This is a genomic window from Jannaschia sp. M317 (assembly GCF_025141175.1).
In the GTDB taxonomy this organism is placed as follows: Bacteria; Pseudomonadota; Alphaproteobacteria; order Rhodobacterales; family Rhodobacteraceae; genus Jannaschia.
On sequence record NZ_CP081155.1, the window covers coordinates 3030846 to 3046838 of the forward strand.

14 protein-coding genes are annotated in these 15993 nt (G+C 66.7%); 7 read left to right on the plus strand and 7 right to left on the minus strand.

The genetic code is table 11. The annotated features are described in order from the left end of the window. The first annotated feature begins 39 nt into the window (after nt 1-39). The 5 genes from K3551_RS15430 (at nt 40) to glmM (ending at nt 6832) form a co-directional block, all read left to right on the plus strand. Nucleotides 40-2571 (plus strand): pyruvate, phosphate dikinase, encoded by a 2532-nt coding sequence (locus tag K3551_RS15430; protein WP_259915320.1) that lies wholly within the window; start codon nt 40-42, stop codon nt 2569-2571. A gap of 195 nt (nt 2572-2766) precedes the next feature. Further along, nucleotides 2767-3435 carry a cell wall hydrolase gene (locus K3551_RS15435; RefSeq protein WP_259915324.1) on the plus strand — a complete coding sequence of 223 codons (669 nt, stop codon included), beginning with the start codon at nt 2767-2769 and terminating at the stop codon, nt 3433-3435. 145 nt (nt 3436-3580) lie between these two features. Then, entirely contained in the window at nt 3581-4501 is a 921-nt protein-coding gene (locus K3551_RS15440) for a dihydroneopterin aldolase (RefSeq protein ID WP_259915326.1), read from the plus strand. Further along, nucleotides 4498-5478 carry a dihydropteroate synthase gene (gene folP, locus K3551_RS15445; protein ID WP_259915328.1) on the plus strand — a complete coding sequence of 327 codons (981 nt, stop codon included), beginning with the start codon at nt 4498-4500 and terminating at the stop codon, nt 5476-5478. Before K3551_RS15440 ends, folP begins: the two co-directional genes overlap by 4 nt. A 13-nt stretch (nt 5479-5491) precedes the next feature. After that, on the plus strand, nt 5492-6832 hold the full coding sequence (gene glmM, locus K3551_RS15450; protein ID WP_259915331.1) for a phosphoglucosamine mutase: 1341 nt from the start codon (nt 5492-5494) through the stop codon (nt 6830-6832). 1 nt (nt 6833) lies between these two features. Here the strand turns inward: glmM and chrA are convergent, their stop codons facing one another. The 7 genes from chrA to metZ form a co-directional block, all read right to left on the minus strand. After that, nucleotides 6834-8066, minus strand: a complete 1233-nt coding sequence (gene chrA, locus K3551_RS15455) for a chromate efflux transporter (protein ID WP_259915338.1) — start codon at nt 8064-8066, stop codon at nt 6834-6836. Beyond that, nucleotides 8063-8713 carry a hypothetical protein gene (locus K3551_RS15460; RefSeq protein ID WP_259915339.1) on the minus strand — a complete coding sequence of 217 codons (651 nt, stop codon included), beginning with the start codon at nt 8711-8713 and terminating at the stop codon, nt 8063-8065. The genes chrA and K3551_RS15460 overlap by 4 nt, the downstream gene beginning before the upstream one ends. Nucleotides 8714-9273: 560 nt before the next feature. Next, entirely contained in the window at nt 9274-10128 is an 855-nt protein-coding gene (locus tag K3551_RS15465) for an SDR family oxidoreductase (protein ID WP_259915341.1), read from the minus strand. 16 nt (nt 10129-10144) lie between these two features. Then, the gene (locus K3551_RS15470; protein WP_259915342.1) at nt 10145-10747 is read right to left on the minus strand and encodes a TetR/AcrR family transcriptional regulator; all 603 of its coding nucleotides are present in this window, start codon (nt 10745-10747) and stop codon (nt 10145-10147) included. A 159-nt stretch (nt 10748-10906) separates the two neighbouring features. Next, nucleotides 10907-11947 (minus strand): GTP cyclohydrolase FolE2, encoded by a 1041-nt coding sequence (gene folE2, locus K3551_RS15475; RefSeq protein WP_259915343.1) that lies wholly within the window; start codon nt 11945-11947, stop codon nt 10907-10909. 180 nt (nt 11948-12127) lie between these two features. Continuing rightward, on the minus strand, nt 12128-12610 hold the full coding sequence (locus tag K3551_RS15480; protein ID WP_259915345.1) for a GNAT family N-acetyltransferase: 483 nt from the start codon (nt 12608-12610) through the stop codon (nt 12128-12130). After that, on the minus strand, nt 12610-13803 hold the full coding sequence (gene metZ / locus K3551_RS15485; protein ID WP_259915354.1) for an O-succinylhomoserine sulfhydrylase: 1194 nt from the start codon (nt 13801-13803) through the stop codon (nt 12610-12612). The genes K3551_RS15480 and metZ overlap by 1 nt, the downstream gene beginning before the upstream one ends. Nucleotides 13804-14167: 364 nt before the next feature. Here metZ and K3551_RS15490 point away from each other — a divergent pair, with 364 nt between their 5' ends. Both K3551_RS15490 and K3551_RS15495 read left to right on the plus strand, forming a co-directional pair. Beyond that, on the plus strand, nt 14168-14872 hold the full coding sequence (locus tag K3551_RS15490; protein ID WP_259915355.1) for a glutathione S-transferase N-terminal domain-containing protein: 705 nt from the start codon (nt 14168-14170) through the stop codon (nt 14870-14872). A 234-nt stretch (nt 14873-15106) separates the two neighbouring features. Beyond that, on the plus strand, nt 15107-15991 hold the full coding sequence (locus K3551_RS15495; protein WP_259915356.1) for a 5-bromo-4-chloroindolyl phosphate hydrolysis family protein: 885 nt from the start codon (nt 15107-15109) through the stop codon (nt 15989-15991). Nucleotides 15992-15993 lie beyond the last annotated feature (2 nt).

The window sequence follows — 15993 nt, forward strand, 5'->3', positions numbered from 1 at the left end:
GCGGCGTAGTGATACGCTGCAGGTGCAAAGGAGCCTGAGATGCTCGACACACCCCGCTTCACGGAAATCACGCCGACCGCCGATATCCGGCCTGGACGGCACGGCAGCCGCGCCAAATGTCTGCAACGTCTGATCCGCATGGATCTGCCGGTGCCGCACACCGTCGCATTGCCCTTTGCCACCGTGCGAGAGATCGCGGCGGGGCAGATGCCGGACCTGGTCACCTTGATCGCGCTTTTCGACGACCAGCCGTTGCTTTTGTCGGTGCGTTCGTCGTCCGAGGCCGCCGACTGGGGCGGGCCGGGCGCGGTGCTGAACATCGGAATGAACGACGTCTCTCACGGGTGGCTGTCGAACACGCTGGGACACGAGGCGGCGGATCGGCTGTATCTGCGGTTCATCCGCAGCTTCGCGATCGAGGTCATGCGCCTGGACGAACAGCCCCTGATGGATGCCACCACCCCCGCCGAAGCCCGCGACACCTACGAAGCGGAGATGGACGAGCCCTTTCCGCAAGACATCGCCGTGCAACTGGCCGCCGTGCTGCGGTCCATGGCCCACGCCTGGGAAGGCACGTCCGCCCGCCTGTTGCGACAGGCCCAGGGGGCCCCGGTCGACGCCGGTCTGGGTCTGGTCGTGCAACGCATGGCACAGGGAATGGGGCCGGGACAATCGGGCGCGGGGGTCGTGCAATTCGTCAATCCCGGCACCGGAGAGCCGCAGGTCACCGGGCGCTACTTGGGCCAGGCCATGGGCCGCGACGCCCTGCGCAACCGTGATAAGGCGCTATACCTGACCCATGACGACCGGGGGCCGTCGCTGCAGGACCAACTGCCCGAGGTCTATCAGGAACTGCTGGAGGTCGGGGCCGCCTGCCGCAAACGTCTGCGCGAGGAAATGCAGGTCGAGTTCACCATCGACCAGGGGCGGCTTGCGATCCTGGACGCGGTGCGCTGCCCGCGCGAATCCCGCGCGTCCGTTGCCATTGCCGCCGCGCTTGCCCGCGACGGGATCATTCCGCGGTCCGAAGCGTTGTTGCGCGTGGCCCCCGCCACGCTCAGCCGGCTTTTGCATCGGCAGATCGACGAGGGCGCGGCGCGGACCGTTCTGGCGCGCGGCGTCGCCGCCTCGCCGGGGGCTGCGACCGGCCGGATCGTTTTTGACAGCGCCGCGGCCCAGGCCGCCTTGTCGCGGGACGAAGCCTGCATTCTGGTGCGGCGCGAAACCTCGCCCGACGACGTGCGCGGCATGCATGCCGCCGATGCGGTCCTGACTGAACGCGGCGGGGCGACCAGCCACGCTGCCGTCATCGCGCGCGGGTTGGGCCTGCCTTGCGTGACCGGGGCCACCGGCCTCAAGATCAGTCATCGGCAGAAAACCTTGACGCTGCCGTCGGGTCGGGTCCTGCCCGAAGGCACCGAGATCACGATCGACGGCTCCTCCGGAGAGGTGCTGGACGGGGCTGTGCCCACGCAGGAGCCGGCAATCGACGGGGCCTTCCGCGATTTCATGGCCTGGTCGGACGACATTCGCGACATCGGCGTGCGGGCCAATGCGGACACCGTCGCAGACGCCACCCTGGCGCGCAGCTTTGGCGTCGACGGCATCGGGCTTTGCCGGACGGAACATATGTTCTTTGAAGGCGGTCGCCTGACCGTCATGCGCGAGATGATCTTTGCCGAAAGCCCCGAAGACCGGGCCGCCGCGTTGGAACGTCTGCTGCCGATGCAGCGCGACGACTTTACCGAGCTGTTTTCGATCATGTCGGGCCTGCCGGTCTGCATCCGCCTGCTCGATCCGCCCCTGCATGAATTCCTGCCCTCCGAAGGGGATGGCATCCGGGCGCTGGCAGACGCGCTGAACCGGCCGCTGTCCGAGGTAAAGGCGCGGGTCACATCGCTTCAGGAATACAATCCCATGTTGGGGATGCGGGGCGTGCGGCTGGGCATCGCGGTGCCCGAAATCTATGAAATGCAGGCCCGCGCCATTTTCGAGGCGACGGTTGCGGCGTTGAGGAACGGGGCCATGGTCGCCCCCGAGATCATGATCCCGCTGGTTACCGCCCGGCGCGAGGTCGAACTGGTCAAGCGCCGCATCGATGCGGTTGCCAGCGCCGTGCGCGCCGAGACGGGGACGGAGTTCACCTATCGCCTGGGCGTCATGGTGGAGACACCGCGCGCCGCCCTGCGCGCCGGCGAAATCAGCGAGACGGCGGCGTTCCTCAGCTTCGGCACGAACGACCTGACGCAGATGACCTACGGTCTGTCGCGCGATGACGCGGGGCGGTTCATGTCGGCCTATGTGAACGAGGGCGTCTACCCCGAAGATCCGTTCCAGACGCTGGATGTCGACGGCGTCGGGGAACTGCTGCTGCTGGGTGCCGCGCGCGGTCGGGCACAACGCCCGGACGTGACGCTGGCCTTGTGCGGAGAACACGGAGGCAGCCCCGAATCGATCTCTTTCTGCCGTTTGGCGGGGTTCGACTACGTCAGCTGCTCGCCATTCAGGGTTCCCGTTGCCAAGCTTGCTGCGGCACAAAGTACCATCCTCGCCAACAAAACGGCGAGATAGTGCCGATCCCGCCGTCAAGTCCGGCGGGTTTCGGCACAAATGCCGGTTTCGCCCGGACCGGGGGGAACCGCGTTTGCCCCGGTCGGTTGATCCTCGCTTCCGTTCGGGCGAACTGCGTCAACGTCTAGCCGGCCTTCATGGTTTCTAAAGGCCAACCCGCTAGGCAGACGTTGCGTAATCGTGGGGACGGTTTTCATGCTCAAAGGTATCTGCACGGTGGCATTGGCCGCCGGTCTCATCGCGCTTGGCTCTGCGGCCGTGGCGCAACCTGGTCTGAATGGCACCGCTGCGGGGGGCATTGCGCTCCGCCAGTTTCAACAAGTGGCCTCTGTCGCGCCCGAGGATGGTGCCCGCGGGGGTCTGTTCGACCGCAAGGCGCGTGGCCTGTTTGACCGGGCACCGGCCCGCCCCGCCGCCGGTCCGATCACCCAGCGCCAGATCGACGCCATGCCGCGTGTCACGGGCGATGCACAATGGGCCTGCCTGGCCGAGGCGATCTATTTCGAAGCCCGGGGCGAGCCGATCGCCGGTCAGGTCGCCGTGGCCGAGGTCATCTTGAACCGGGTCGATGCGGGCAATTATCCGTCCAGCATCTGCGGTGTCGTGAACCAGGGCACGGGCCGGCTGCATGCCTGTCAGTTCAGCTATACCTGCGATGGCCTGCCTGAGGCGGTGAACAACCGCGCCGCCTGGGATACGGCAGGCAAGATCGCGCGGCTTCTGATCGACGGTGCCCCCCGCGCGTTGACAGCCGCGGCCACGCACTACCATGCCGACTATGTGAACCCCTACTGGGCCAAGGTCTATCCACAGACCGCCAAGGTCGGCCGGCACATCTTTTACAAACAGATTCCAGGCGCCTGACGGACAGACGAGGCCCCCCCGGGGTTTCCGATCCGCGCCAGACGGGGCCTTTGCCCCCCTGGCCAATGCCAGAACGACGCGCCCGGGGGGTTTTCCTTTCGGGCCGCACGTGGTTTCCCGGTCGCAAGACAAACCGGGACGTACGATGGCCGCAGAAATCAACGACGAGGACGCGCTGGCCGTGGCCTTTTCCGCCCCGCTGGACCGTGCGCGTGCCGGTGCCGGGGCGCACCCCCGCGACCGCATCGCCCTGCGCGATCACATCCGCGAGGTGGACATCGGTGCCTTTCAGTTGGAGCGTGGCACCACACAGCGCATCCGCTTTGACATTGTCTGCGAGGTCGTTACCGACACCGATGCCGTGGTGGGCGACGACGTGGACGGCATCCTCAGCTACGACACCCTGATCGACGCCATCTCGGCGGAGCTGGAGGCGGAGCGCGTCAACCTTCTGGAAACCCTGGCGGAACGGATTGCCGCCCGCGTGTTGCAGCATGATCAGGCCGCGCGGGTCTTTGTGCGGATCGAAAAGCTGGACCGTGGGCCGCATGTGCTGGGCGTGGAAATCGTCCGGTCCCGGACGCTGACCCCGGCGGTTTCGGCCCCCGCGGACGCGCCGCCGCGCCCGCGCGTCGTGCATCTTGGGCCCGGCGTGCTGCGACACCCCGGTCTGACCGCGATGATCGACCGGGTGATCAGCGGGACGGCACCGGTGATCCTGACCGTCTCCGCCGACTTTACGCCACCCGAAGCGGGGCACCCGATGGCACAGCGGCGCGTCGATCTGCTGGCGCTGGAACAGGCTGCCTGGCAATTGGCCGCACGCGACACGCGCTGCGTCGTCGTCAACAGCCGGACAGAGCTGGACTGGGCCCTGCGGCAGGGCAACCTGTCGGTCTGGGCCCCGTCGCGCATGGTTCTGGACGCGACAGACGGGCCCGACGGTGCCGATGCCGTCACCCTGGTCCAATGGTTGGCGGAGGAGTTCGATGCCCTCGAACTGACCCTGGTGGGGATCGACGGACCCGAGGGCCTGCGCGCGGTATCCGAACTGGACGCCGTATGACCGTCTGGCACCGCCCCCTGCCCGCCCCCGACGCCCCGGCCTGCGCCCGTCTCCTCGCCGGAGGGTGGCTTCGGTTCACCCATGTGGAGGTTCTGGAACGGGGACGCGCGCCCCAGGTGGTGCCTGCGGATACGCTCGACCCGGTGACCCTGACCCGCCTCAGCGCGGCCCGCGCCGCGATTGCCGGTCTGACCTGGGATGTGCCGCGCCTGATGGGCATCCTCAATGTGACGCCAGACAGTTTTTCCGACGGCGGACGGTTCGACACGCCCGGAGCCGCCCGCGCCCAGGTCGAAGCCATGCAGCGCGCCGACATCCTTGATATTGGCGGCGAAAGCACGCGACCAGGCGCAGTGCCGGTTTCCGCCCAGGACGAGATGGCCCGCATTCTGCCCGTCATCGGCAGCCTGCCCGATGCCGTCCTGTCGGTCGATACCCGCAAGGCCGCGGTCGCCGCGCGCGCCGTCTCTGCGGGGGCCGCCATGGTCAACGACGTCTCGGCAGGCACCTACGACGACGCGATGCTGTCCACGGTTGCCGACCTGGGCGTCCCGCTGTGCCTGATGCACGCGAAGGGCGTGCCCGAGACGATGCAAGATGACCCGCAATACGGCGATGTGCTGTTCGACGTGCTCGACGCGCTGGCGGATCGGATCGCGGCGGCCGAGGCGGCGGGCATTCCGCGCGACCGTCTGATGGTCGACCCCGGCATCGGCTTTGGCAAGACGCTGGATCACAACCTTGCCTTGCTGCGCCGGATCGGTGCCTTCCATGACCTGGGCGTGCCGGTTCTGCTCGGGGCGTCGCGAAAACGGTTCATCGGGACCCTGGGGCAAGAGCAACAGGCCGACCGCCGCATGCCGGGAACCCTGGCCGTGACCCTTGCCGCCGTCGCCCAAGGCATTCAAATACACCGGGTGCACGATGTGGCCGAGGTGGCGCAGGGCCTGATGCTCTGGCGGGCCGTCGCCGCGTAACGCGAGGGATGTGATGGGCTTGTTCGGGACCGACGGCGTGCGCGGGCGCGCCAATCAGGGCAACATGACTGCCGAGATGGCCCTGAAACTGGGGGCTGCGGCGGGGCGCTATTTTCGGCGCGAACGGACGGGCATGGCGCATCGTGTCGTGATCGGCAAGGACACCCGCCAGTCCAGTTACATGATCGAGTACGCCTTGACGGCCGGGCTGGCCTCGACCGGGATGAACGTCCTGCTGCTGGGCCCTGTGCCGACCCCCGCCGTGGGCCTGCTGGCCCGGTCCATGCGCGCCGATCTGGGCGTCATGATTTCGGCCAGTCACAACCCCGCGGATGACAATGGGATCAAGTTCTTCGGGCCCGACGGCTTCAAGCTGTCCGACGACGCCGAGGCTGAAATCGAACGCATGGTCGCCGTCGGCGTGCGCCTGGCAGACGCGCCAAACATCGGCCGCGCCAAACGGATCGACGACGGACGCGGCCGCTACGTCGAATATGCCAAGACCACGATTCCGGCGGGCATGTCGCTGGAAGGTCTGCGCGTCGTCATCGACTGCGCGAACGGGGCGGCATATCGCGCGGCCCCGGACGTTCTGGCCGAGTTGGGCGCGACCGTCATTCCCATCGGGGTCACCCCGAACGGACGGAATATCAACGACAAATGCGGCTCGACCCATACCGACACCTGTGCGGCGGCGGTCGTGGCCCATGGGGCCGATGTGGGTATTGCGCTGGACGGCGACGCGGACCGCGTGATGATCCTGGACGAGGCGGGGCGCGTGGCCGACGGCGACCAGCTGATGGCCCTGTTTGCAGCACGTTGGGCCGATGAGGGGCTGCTGAAAGGTCCGGCTCTGGTGGCTACGGTCATGTCAAACCTGGGGTTGGAGAGGTTCCTGGCGTCCCGCGGGATCGACCTGCATCGCACCGCCGTCGGTGACCGCCACGTGGTCGAGGCGATGCGCAAGGGCGGCTTCAACCTGGGCGGCGAGCAGTCAGGCCATATCGTCATGACCGACTACGGCACCACCGGCGACGGGCTGATTGCCGGGTTGCAGTTCCTGGCAGAAATGATGCGGACCGGCGCCCCGGCCTCGGCGCTCATGCATTCCTTCGAGCCGGTGCCGCAGCGGTTGGAGAATGTCCGTTACGCCGCCGAAAGCAGGCCGCTGGACGACGCCACCGTTCAGGCGTCGATCGCCGCCGCCGAGGCCCGGCTGCAGGGAACGGGCCGCCTGCTGATCCGCGCCTCCGGCACGGAGCCGCTGATCCGCGTGATGGCGGAATGCGAGGACGAAACCCTGTTGAACGCGGTCGTCGACGAGGTTGCCGCCGCCGTCCGCGCCGCCAGCTGACCTAGATCAGATGCATTCCGGCCCCCAGCACGGCCGACAGGATCAGTGTCTCCAGCAGGTTTCGTTTCAGGATCAGAAGCCAGCCAAAGGCGAACCCCGCCAACGCCAGCGCGCCGGGGTCGAGGCTGGACCAGATTGGCACCGGCGGGCCAAAGCCGCCGTCTGCCACCTGGCGAAACAGCACATGGATCGCAAACCACAGTGACAGGTTCGCGATCACCCCGGCCACTGCCGCCGACACCATGTCCAGCGCCCCACGCAGGCGCGGCGCGGCGGTCAGACGTTCCAGATGTGGGGCCCCGGCAAAGATCCACAGAAAGCACGGCGCGAAGGTCGCCCATAGCGTCACAAGCGCTGTCGCCAGCGCCACCCCGCCCTGTGCCCCGCCCAGCCAGCCGGTAAAGACCGTCACCAGGATCAGCGGCCCCGGCGTCGTTTCGGCCAGGCCCAGTCCGTCAATCATCTGCTCCGCGCTCAGCCAGCCCTGCACCTCCACCGCGTTTTGCGCCAACGCGGCAAGAACGGCGTAGGCTCCCCCAAAGCTGACCGTGGCCAACCAGCTGAAGAACAGACCCGCCTGCGCGGGAACGCTGTGCGGTGCAAGGACCAGCAGCGCCAGCAATGGCAGCCACCAGATCGCAAGCCAGATCGCGATGGTGCGCAGGGTCCGGGCGTCTTGCGGAGGCGAAACGGGGGGAGAATTGGCGCTGTGGGGCTGCATCAAGCCCACGATGATCGCGATCCCCAGCACCAACCAAAAGGGCAGGTTCAGCAGGAACAGCGCCGCAAACGCGCCCGCCGCGACCGCCATCGACAAGGGGCCGCGCAGGGCCTTTGCCCGCAGCTTCCACAAGGCCCCCGCCACGATGGCCAGCGCCGCCGCCTTGACCCCCAGAAACGCCGCCTCGACCACCGGCAGCCGACCGTATGACAGGTAAAGCGCGGCCAGCGCCATCATCACCACGGCCCCCGGCACCACGAACAAAAGCCCGGCCAACAGCCCCCCCGCCGTGCCCCGCAACCGCCAACCGGCATAGGTTGCCAGCTGCATCGCCTCTGGTCCCGGCAGCAGGGTGCAAAACCCCAGGCCGCGCAGAAATCCGTCCTCGTCCAGCCATTTGCGACGCTCTACCAGTTCGGTGTGCATCAGGGCGATCTGCGCCGCCGGACCGCCAAAGCTGAGCACGCCGATCTTGCCGAAGGCGCGCGTCATCTCGGACCAGGACGGCGTCATGCCGCCACCTCTGGCACCGCCAGCCAATCGTCCACCAGGTCCAACGCCAGAACGGGCCGGCCCACCCGCGACAGACGCCCCCGCAACAAACGCTCGGGCCCACCCGACAGACGGGCCAGAACAGGATGCCGCAGACCCGCCCGGTCAGCCAGTGCCTGCGGGTCGGCAGGCACCAGATGCGCGGGCCAGATCGCGGCGGCTTGCGATATCCAGGCGCGTTCGACGGGCACGAGCGTGGCCTGCCGGTTCACAAGTCGCAGCAAAACCCAGGCCGCGCAGAGCGTGCCCCAATCCGGGTCCAGCGGCATAACCCATTGCTTAGGCCACGGCGTGGCAGCGCAGAGCGGCAGATCCTGCGCCACCCAAGCCAGGTGCCCACCCCGCAGCGGCCGGGCATCCCGACCCCGATCCTGGAGCAATCCGGCGGCCAACTGGCTGAGCTTGCCGCCTTTCTGACAGCTACAAATGACGGGCCCATCCGGCAGGGCCATGGTCGCCACCTCCGTCAGCGTGGCGGGGCGAGCCCCGGGTATCAGGCGAGGGTCGGCGACCGCGTCCTGCGTGTCGCGCAGATCCAGGATCAACGGCGCGGTGCGGTCATGCAGGTGCCGGGACAGCGGCAGAGGGTCAATGAACAGGTCAGCCAAGAGGCATCCTCCCAGGGAAGCGGGTTTCAGGATGCGCGACTTGGGTCAAAGACCTGTGACACCGGGGTGCCTGCGGGGCGTGCGCAGCCCCGTGCGACGATCATGACAGCCTGACCGCAGGCGTCAAGCAAGGGCCACCGTTCATCTGCGCCTTCTGCGGTGCCCCCCTTGCGGTGCCACGCCGTTCGACATCCCGGGCGGATAGGTTCGCAGGTTCGGGTCAGGCTCGGCCAAGGATCTTGACCCTTGGCCAAAGGTGGTACGTTCGCCCCGATCGGAGCGCAGGCAAGCCACGCGGAAAGACGCCTGCCCTGCGCTGTCGATGATCGCGGGACGAGAGAACCGCCCCACATCGGCAATCACCGCGACCGGTGGCGTCAGGCGGTGTTTCCCCCTTCCGTGACAGGCCCGTGCCATTTGGCGGCCGGAGGGAACGGCGCAGGCGGGCGTCCCTGCACGCCGCCCGGAACACAGGGCGGCGGCGGGCAAACACCCATCCAGACCGACGGCCTTGCTCAGCGCGGGCAAGGTCCGTCAGAACAGGCCGCGCCCGCTTCGGTTCATCCCAGGATCTGTTCGGTGACCAGCGCCTGCTGCTTGCGTCCATCCGGGTCCAGGTCGGTCTTCAGCTTGCAGAAAGTCTCGGACCAATCGGAGGTGCGGGTGCGGACGGGTGGTGCCTCGACGGCCATGACCTGCATGACGACAGCCGCGACATCATCCGCGGTCTGATAGGCACCGGAATCCTGGCGATCCTGCGCGCCCGCGACGTATTTCTGAAGGATCGGAAGGTATTCGTCTGCGAGCATGCCGCCGGTCTGGCTGATCTGTTCCAGCACCGTATTGGCGAATTCAGAGGCGATGCCCCCCGGCTCTACGGCGGTGAAATGGATGCCGAAGGCGGGGGTGATGTAGCTGGCCATGGATTCTGTCAGGCCTTCGACCGCGAACTTTGCGCCGCAGTACACCTCGTTGAAGGGCTGCCCCACCAGGCCGCCGACGGAGCTGATGTTGATGACATGACCGCCTCGCGCCTTGCGCATGTGCGGCATGATGGCCTTGGTGCATCGGGCGACGCCCATATAGTTGATGTCGAGGATCCTTTGGATGTCGGCCTCCTCGGCCTGCTCCAGGCTGCGGGCATAGCCCATGCCGGCGTTGTTAACGAGAACGTCGATGCGGCCCCGTTCCGCGATGACAGTCGCGACCGCCGCGTCGACCGAGGCCGTGTCCTGCACGTCGAGGGGGAGAACACGGAGCGACACGCCCGCGGCCTGTGCCGCGGCGTCCAGGGTGCCGCGTTTGTCCATGTTGCGCATGGTGGCGTAGACGACGTGTCCGGCCAGAGCCGCCTGGACCGCAATGGCAACGCCTAGTCCGCTGGAGGTGCCGGTGACGAGTACGATTTTTGACATGGTGTGATGCTTTCGATCAGTGGTTTGCAATAGAGAGCCAGACCCGGTCAAAGGCCTGCTCGATCAAGGTTTCCGGAATTGGTTGCCCGGAGAGCACCGCGCTGCGGGCGAGCTGCATGGCCGGGGCCACCAGCAAAAGCGTCAGAAGGCCGGTATCAAGATCGGCCAGCGTGCCGTCATCCACCCCACGCCTGAGAAGCGCCGCGATCTCTTCGCCGTAGTCATCGGCGATCGCCTGCTGTTCGGGCAGCAGGATCTTTGCGGCCGTGGCGTAGTCGAGAAACAGGAAGTCATGCGGCCGGCCGCGCACGAAGTGGAACATCCCGAACCACATCCCCCGCACCAGCTGCGCGCTGTCGATCTGCGCGCGGGCTTGGGTGATGCAGGCATGAAGATCTGCCTTGAGCTCCATGTAGACCTGCCGGAGCATGTCGTCCTTGTTCTCGAAGTGGACATAGACCGTGCCAGCGGACACTTTGGCCCGCGCGACGATGCGCGCGATGTTCACCGACGAGATGCCATTTTCGACCACTTCGGCGACAAGTGCGTTCCGAAGCTTTCTCCTGGTCTCTTCCTTGCCAAGTCTCGCCATTGATTGCCCTCGGTTGATATCGGGCATTTATGATAATGAATATTCATTATCAAGAGGGATCATGCGTTAGTTCGTGTGGACCATCACAGTCCCACGCGTGTGACCGAAGGCTCAAGGCGCAGCCAAGCCTCTTTCGGATGTCTTGTTTTTGGATGGCACCCGGATCGCGGACGCTGCCGGGGGGGGTTACCCTGCGTGGATCAAGGTCCCGAATAGCCGAGGCTCCAGCGTGTCGGCGTCAAAAAGCGCCCCCTGCGTCAGAACCGATACCGCGTCATGGCTGTGCAGGCTTTCCTGATGACTGGCGACCACGCGATAGTCGCGCACGCCCGCGCAGCCCGACAGGCCCTCGGCAAACAGGCGCGCGGCGTCTTCGACAAAAATCGGGTTGGCGGCGTTCAACTCGGCAAAGGCCTGTTCATCTTCGCGCTTGACCATCACCTGCGTCTCGGTCGGCACCTGGGCGCGACAGATCTCCACCAGATCCTCGACCGTAACCGTGCCCGTCACCTCGACCGACAGCCGTGCAACGGAACGCTGCGAATGCGGCGTGGCCAGTTGGCCGCGCGTGCGGCGGGCATGTTCCGACAGCTCCAGCGAGCAGGGGCAGGTCGAAGAATAGACGTAGTCGAGATGCAGGATGCGACGGCGGCTTTCGCCTGTTTGCACCACCTCCATCGCGACATCGTAATACTGCCATCCCTTCAGGCCAGAGCGGAGGCTTTGGACCTGCAACGGCAGGGAAAACCGCAGCAGCAACCGCGCATCAAACGCCCCCAGATCGCGCAGGTAGTCGTCCAGCGCGGCCTCGACCACATCGAAGCCGACCGCCCGTTCCGCATGCACATAGAACGACCGCATGATACGCGACATGTTGATGCCCTTGGCCCCGGCGGCCAGGCTGACCGTGCCGGTCACCGACACCTCGGCCAGATGCGGCGCGCCTCGCGTCTCGACCTGCATGGGCAGGCGGAAGTTGGAGATACCGACATGCTGGATCGGGCGGTCGGCCCCCTTGATCAGGCTGGCGGGACCGTTCTGCAGATCGGGCAGCGTTTCGCGATAGGCTTCGCTGCTGGCAAAGCTGGGATAGACGGTGGACAGATCGGGATAGGCTTCGGCCAGCGCGGGCTGCCCGCTGCTGGCATAGCGGCGCAGGATGTCGGCGGCTTGCCGGGCCTCCGCCTCGGTGGGCGAGCGGTCAATATCCGGTGTGTGGACGTTCATGTCGTCCCTCCCTTCGGTTCACGCGATCGGCCATATCTGTGCCTTCCGGGCCATCTTCTCAAGGCCCGATCGCTCTCGCAAAGGCTAGATAGACCGCCGCGACAGCTTTCCCAGACCCGAACCGGCAGATGCCTGCGCCAAAACGACACCGGCGCCGCCAATCGGCGACACCGGCATCCGTCAGAGCGCCCGTGCCATATCGGTCGCGGGGATCGTCACGCCGTTGCGCACCTGCGGGGCCGGGGCGGCATCGGTCCAGCCATGACGCGCCAGAAACGGGCGCGCCATGTCGCTGGCCCGCACGGTCAGACGGGTCAGCCCGCGCACCCGTGCGTGGTTTTCTAGAACCGCCAGAAGGGCATCAGCGGTTCCCGTGCCGCGCACTTCGGGCAGGACGTAGGCGAAATCCAGATAGCCATCGCCGCGCAAGGTGACGAAACCGGTGACGATCTCGCCTTCCTGCGCGACCCAGACGGCCTGGTCACCCAGCCTGTCGGCAAAGGCCGCGGGCGTCGGACGCTCGGGCAGCCAAGCGTGGCGTTGGGCTGCGTCATAGCGGGGCGTGGCCCCCTCATGAACGCCGCGCCAGAACACCCCCGTGATGGCGGGCAGATCGGCGGGGGTCGCGCGCCGCACCTCCCGCCGTGGGGCGGGACCAGCCATCAGGCTGCGTCCAGCGCGTCCAGAACGTCCGCGATCAGATCGTCGGTGTCCTCCAACCCCAGGGACAGGCGGATCAATCCGGGGGTAATGCCCAGCGCGACCTTCTGGTCATCGGGCAGACGCTGATGCGTCGTGGTTGCCGGATGGGTGGCGATGGATTTGGCGTCGCCCAGGTTGTTGGAGATGATGACGATCTCCAGCGCGTTCAGGAACCGGAACGCGGCGTCCTTGCCGCCCGCCAGATCCAGCGCGACGACAGTGCCGCCCTTGGCCATCTGGGACCGGGCCAGCGCGGCCTGCGGGTGGCTGTCGAGATGCGGATGAATGACACGGGCCAGCTTGCCGTGACCCGCCAATGCGTGGGCCAGCCGTTCAGCGGTGTCGGCCTGGGCACGGACGCGCAGGTCCATCGTCTCCAACCCCTTGAGCATGACCCAGGCGTTGAACGGGCTCATGGAGCCGCCGGTATGCTTGAGATAGGGTTCGGCCACCTTGCGGACGAAATCCTTGGTGCCACAGATCACGCCGCCCAGACAGCGCCCCTGCCCGTCGACGTGCTTGGTGGTCGAATAGACAACGACGTCGACCCCCAATTCCACGGCGCGCGAAAACGTGGGCGTGGCAAAGACGTTGTCGCAGATCACTGTGGCACCGACCGCATGGGCCAGTTTGGCCACGGCCGCGATGTCGATCACCTCCAGCGTGGGGTTCGACACGCTTTCGAAAAAGACGGCCTTGGTATCGGCGCGGATCGCGGCCTTCCAGGCATCCAGATCGGTGCCATCGACCAGCGTGACCTCTACCCCGTAGCGCGGCAGAACCTCGTCGAGGATGTACAAACACGACCCGAACAGCGCGCGGCCCGCAACCACATGGTCGCCTGCCTTCAACATCGAGACCAGCGCGCCGTTGACGGCGGCCATGCCCGAGGCGGTGGCAAAGGCATCCTCGGTCCCTTCCAACGCGGCGATGCGATCCTCGAACATGGCAACCGTCGGGTTGCCGTAACGGGCGTAGATGAATTCTTCGCGGGTGCTTTCGAGGAAGCGCGCCTCGGCGGCCTCGGCGGTGTCGTAGACGAAGCCCTGGGTCAGAAACATCGCCTCGCTGACTTCACCATATTGCGAGCGGCGAGTACCGGCATGCACGGCGAGCGTCCGGGGGGAGCGGGATTTGGAACGTGTGTCCTTCATGGTGGGCCTCCTTCGGGCCAAATCAAAACGCACCTGTCGGAAAGCCGGAGGGGATCACACATCCCCGAGCCTCTTTAGCGGTTTATTTTTTAGCGGCAGAGCCGATCAGAGGGCCGCAATCCGGTACAAATCCCCTCTTGGCCGGGGTTAGACCCCGGCGCGCGCTGCGTCAAGCTGCCTGACTGGAAAAGAAACGTGGGGCGAACCCGGACCCCGGCGCCCCGCAAGGCGTGACCGCCGCGCCCCTGCCCGGCGTCGTGGCACCGGCCAGGGCACCACCCGGGCCCATGGGATCGGTGCCCTTGCAATCCGGCCCTGCCCACAGAAGGGTAGCGCCGGACACGCACGCCATCGGAGCCACGCCATGCAGGATCCCATCGACCTCTACTTCTGGCCGACGCCGAACGGCTGGAAGGCCAGCATCGCGCTGGAGGAATTCGGCCTGCCCTATCGCACGCACCTGATCGACATTGGCGCGGGCGATCAGTTCAAGCCGGAGTTTCTGGCCATTTCCCCCAACAACCGGATGCCCGCGATCACCGACCCGGAGGGACCGGATGGCAAACCGATCTCGATCTTTGAATCCGGGGCGATCCTGCAATACCTCGCGCGCAAGACCGGGCAGTTCGGCGGCCCGACCGAACGCGACCGCATTGCGGTGGATCAATGGTTGATGTGGCAGATGGGCGGGCTGGGACCGATGGCCGGACAGGCGCATCATTTCCTGAAATACGCCCCCAAGATGGAGCCGCCCAACGATCTGCCCTATGCCAAGGACCGCTACCGCAACGAGACGGGGCGGTTGTATCGCGTGATGGACACGCAACTGGCCAGGCACCGCTATCTGGCAGGCGATTTCTATTCCATCGCGGACATGGCGTGCTGGGGGTGGGCCTCGCTTTGGGAAGGGCAGCAGCAGACGCTGGAAGACAAACCGAACCTGGCGCGATGGCTGGACGACGTCGGTGCGCGCCCGGCCGTGCAGGCGGGACGCGCCCTTCATGCCGAGAAACGTGGCGAATCGCCCAGCAAGGACGCGCAGGCCAAGTTGTTCGGGCAAAAGGGGTGATCCGGGGGAACTCGGACCTTGGCCCGATGCTTGTATCCCTGCCCCTCGCGAAGGTGTCAGCGGTGACAGGGGTTTGCAGACTGGCCTCGCGCCCCCCATCTGCTAGGGTGCCGCAACAGATAGAGGGGAACCGTCATGAAGCCGACGGGCATGCAGAAAACCGCTTTCGCCGCGCTGGCCGTTCTGGTCGCCCTGGCGGGTCTGGGCGTTCTCGATGGCGGAGTTCTCTGAGCGATGGCACAGCGATTCGGCGGCGAGTTCAGCCCTGACGGAAACAAACGGCCCGCAGCAGCGCCAGCCACGGCGCTGACGCCGCCGCTGGCCGGCCGGGCACGGACCTCGATCCTGATGGGTCTGTCGGCCCTGCCGGTCGTGACCGCCTTCTTTCAGGACGGGGCGACGTCGCTGGCGATCAATATCCTGGCGGCGGCGGTGCTGTTTGGCGGCGCGCTGGTCACCCGCGAGGGTCTGAAGGCAGAGGCCGCCTGGACCGCCCGCAAGATCGCCCGCCGCCCCGCCGTCCCGCGCAAGATCCTGGGGGCCGTGCTGACCGGCGCGGGGGTGACCCTGGCCGCGATGACGGGCTTTTCCGGCCTGTTTGCCGGGATCGTCTATGGCATCGTCGCGGCGGGTCTGCATCTGACCGCCTTTGGCCTGGACCCGATGACCGACAAGGGGATGGAGGGGGTCGACACCTTCCAGACCGACCGGGTCGCCCGGTCCATCGAAGAGGCGGAAAAGCACCTGGCCGCGATGCAGGACGCCGTTCTGCGCGCCCGCGACCGCGAGGCCGAAAGCCGGGTCGCCCGGGTCGTCGCCCGCGCCCGAGAGATGTTCCGCGCGGTCGAAGACGACCCCCGCGACCTGTCGGCGGCGCGCAAGTTTCTGGGCGTCTATTTGATGGGCGCCCGCGACGCGACGGCCAAATTTGCCGACCTCTATGCCGCGACCAGGGATCCGGTCGTGAAGACCGAGTACTTTGCCCTTCTCGACGACCTCGAAAAGGGTATGGACGCAAAGCGAGAGACGCTCCTGATTACGGACCGCACCGATCTGGACGTCGAAATCGAAGTTCTGCGGGACCGTCTGAAACGAGACGGCCTGCCCACTGGGGAGTAATC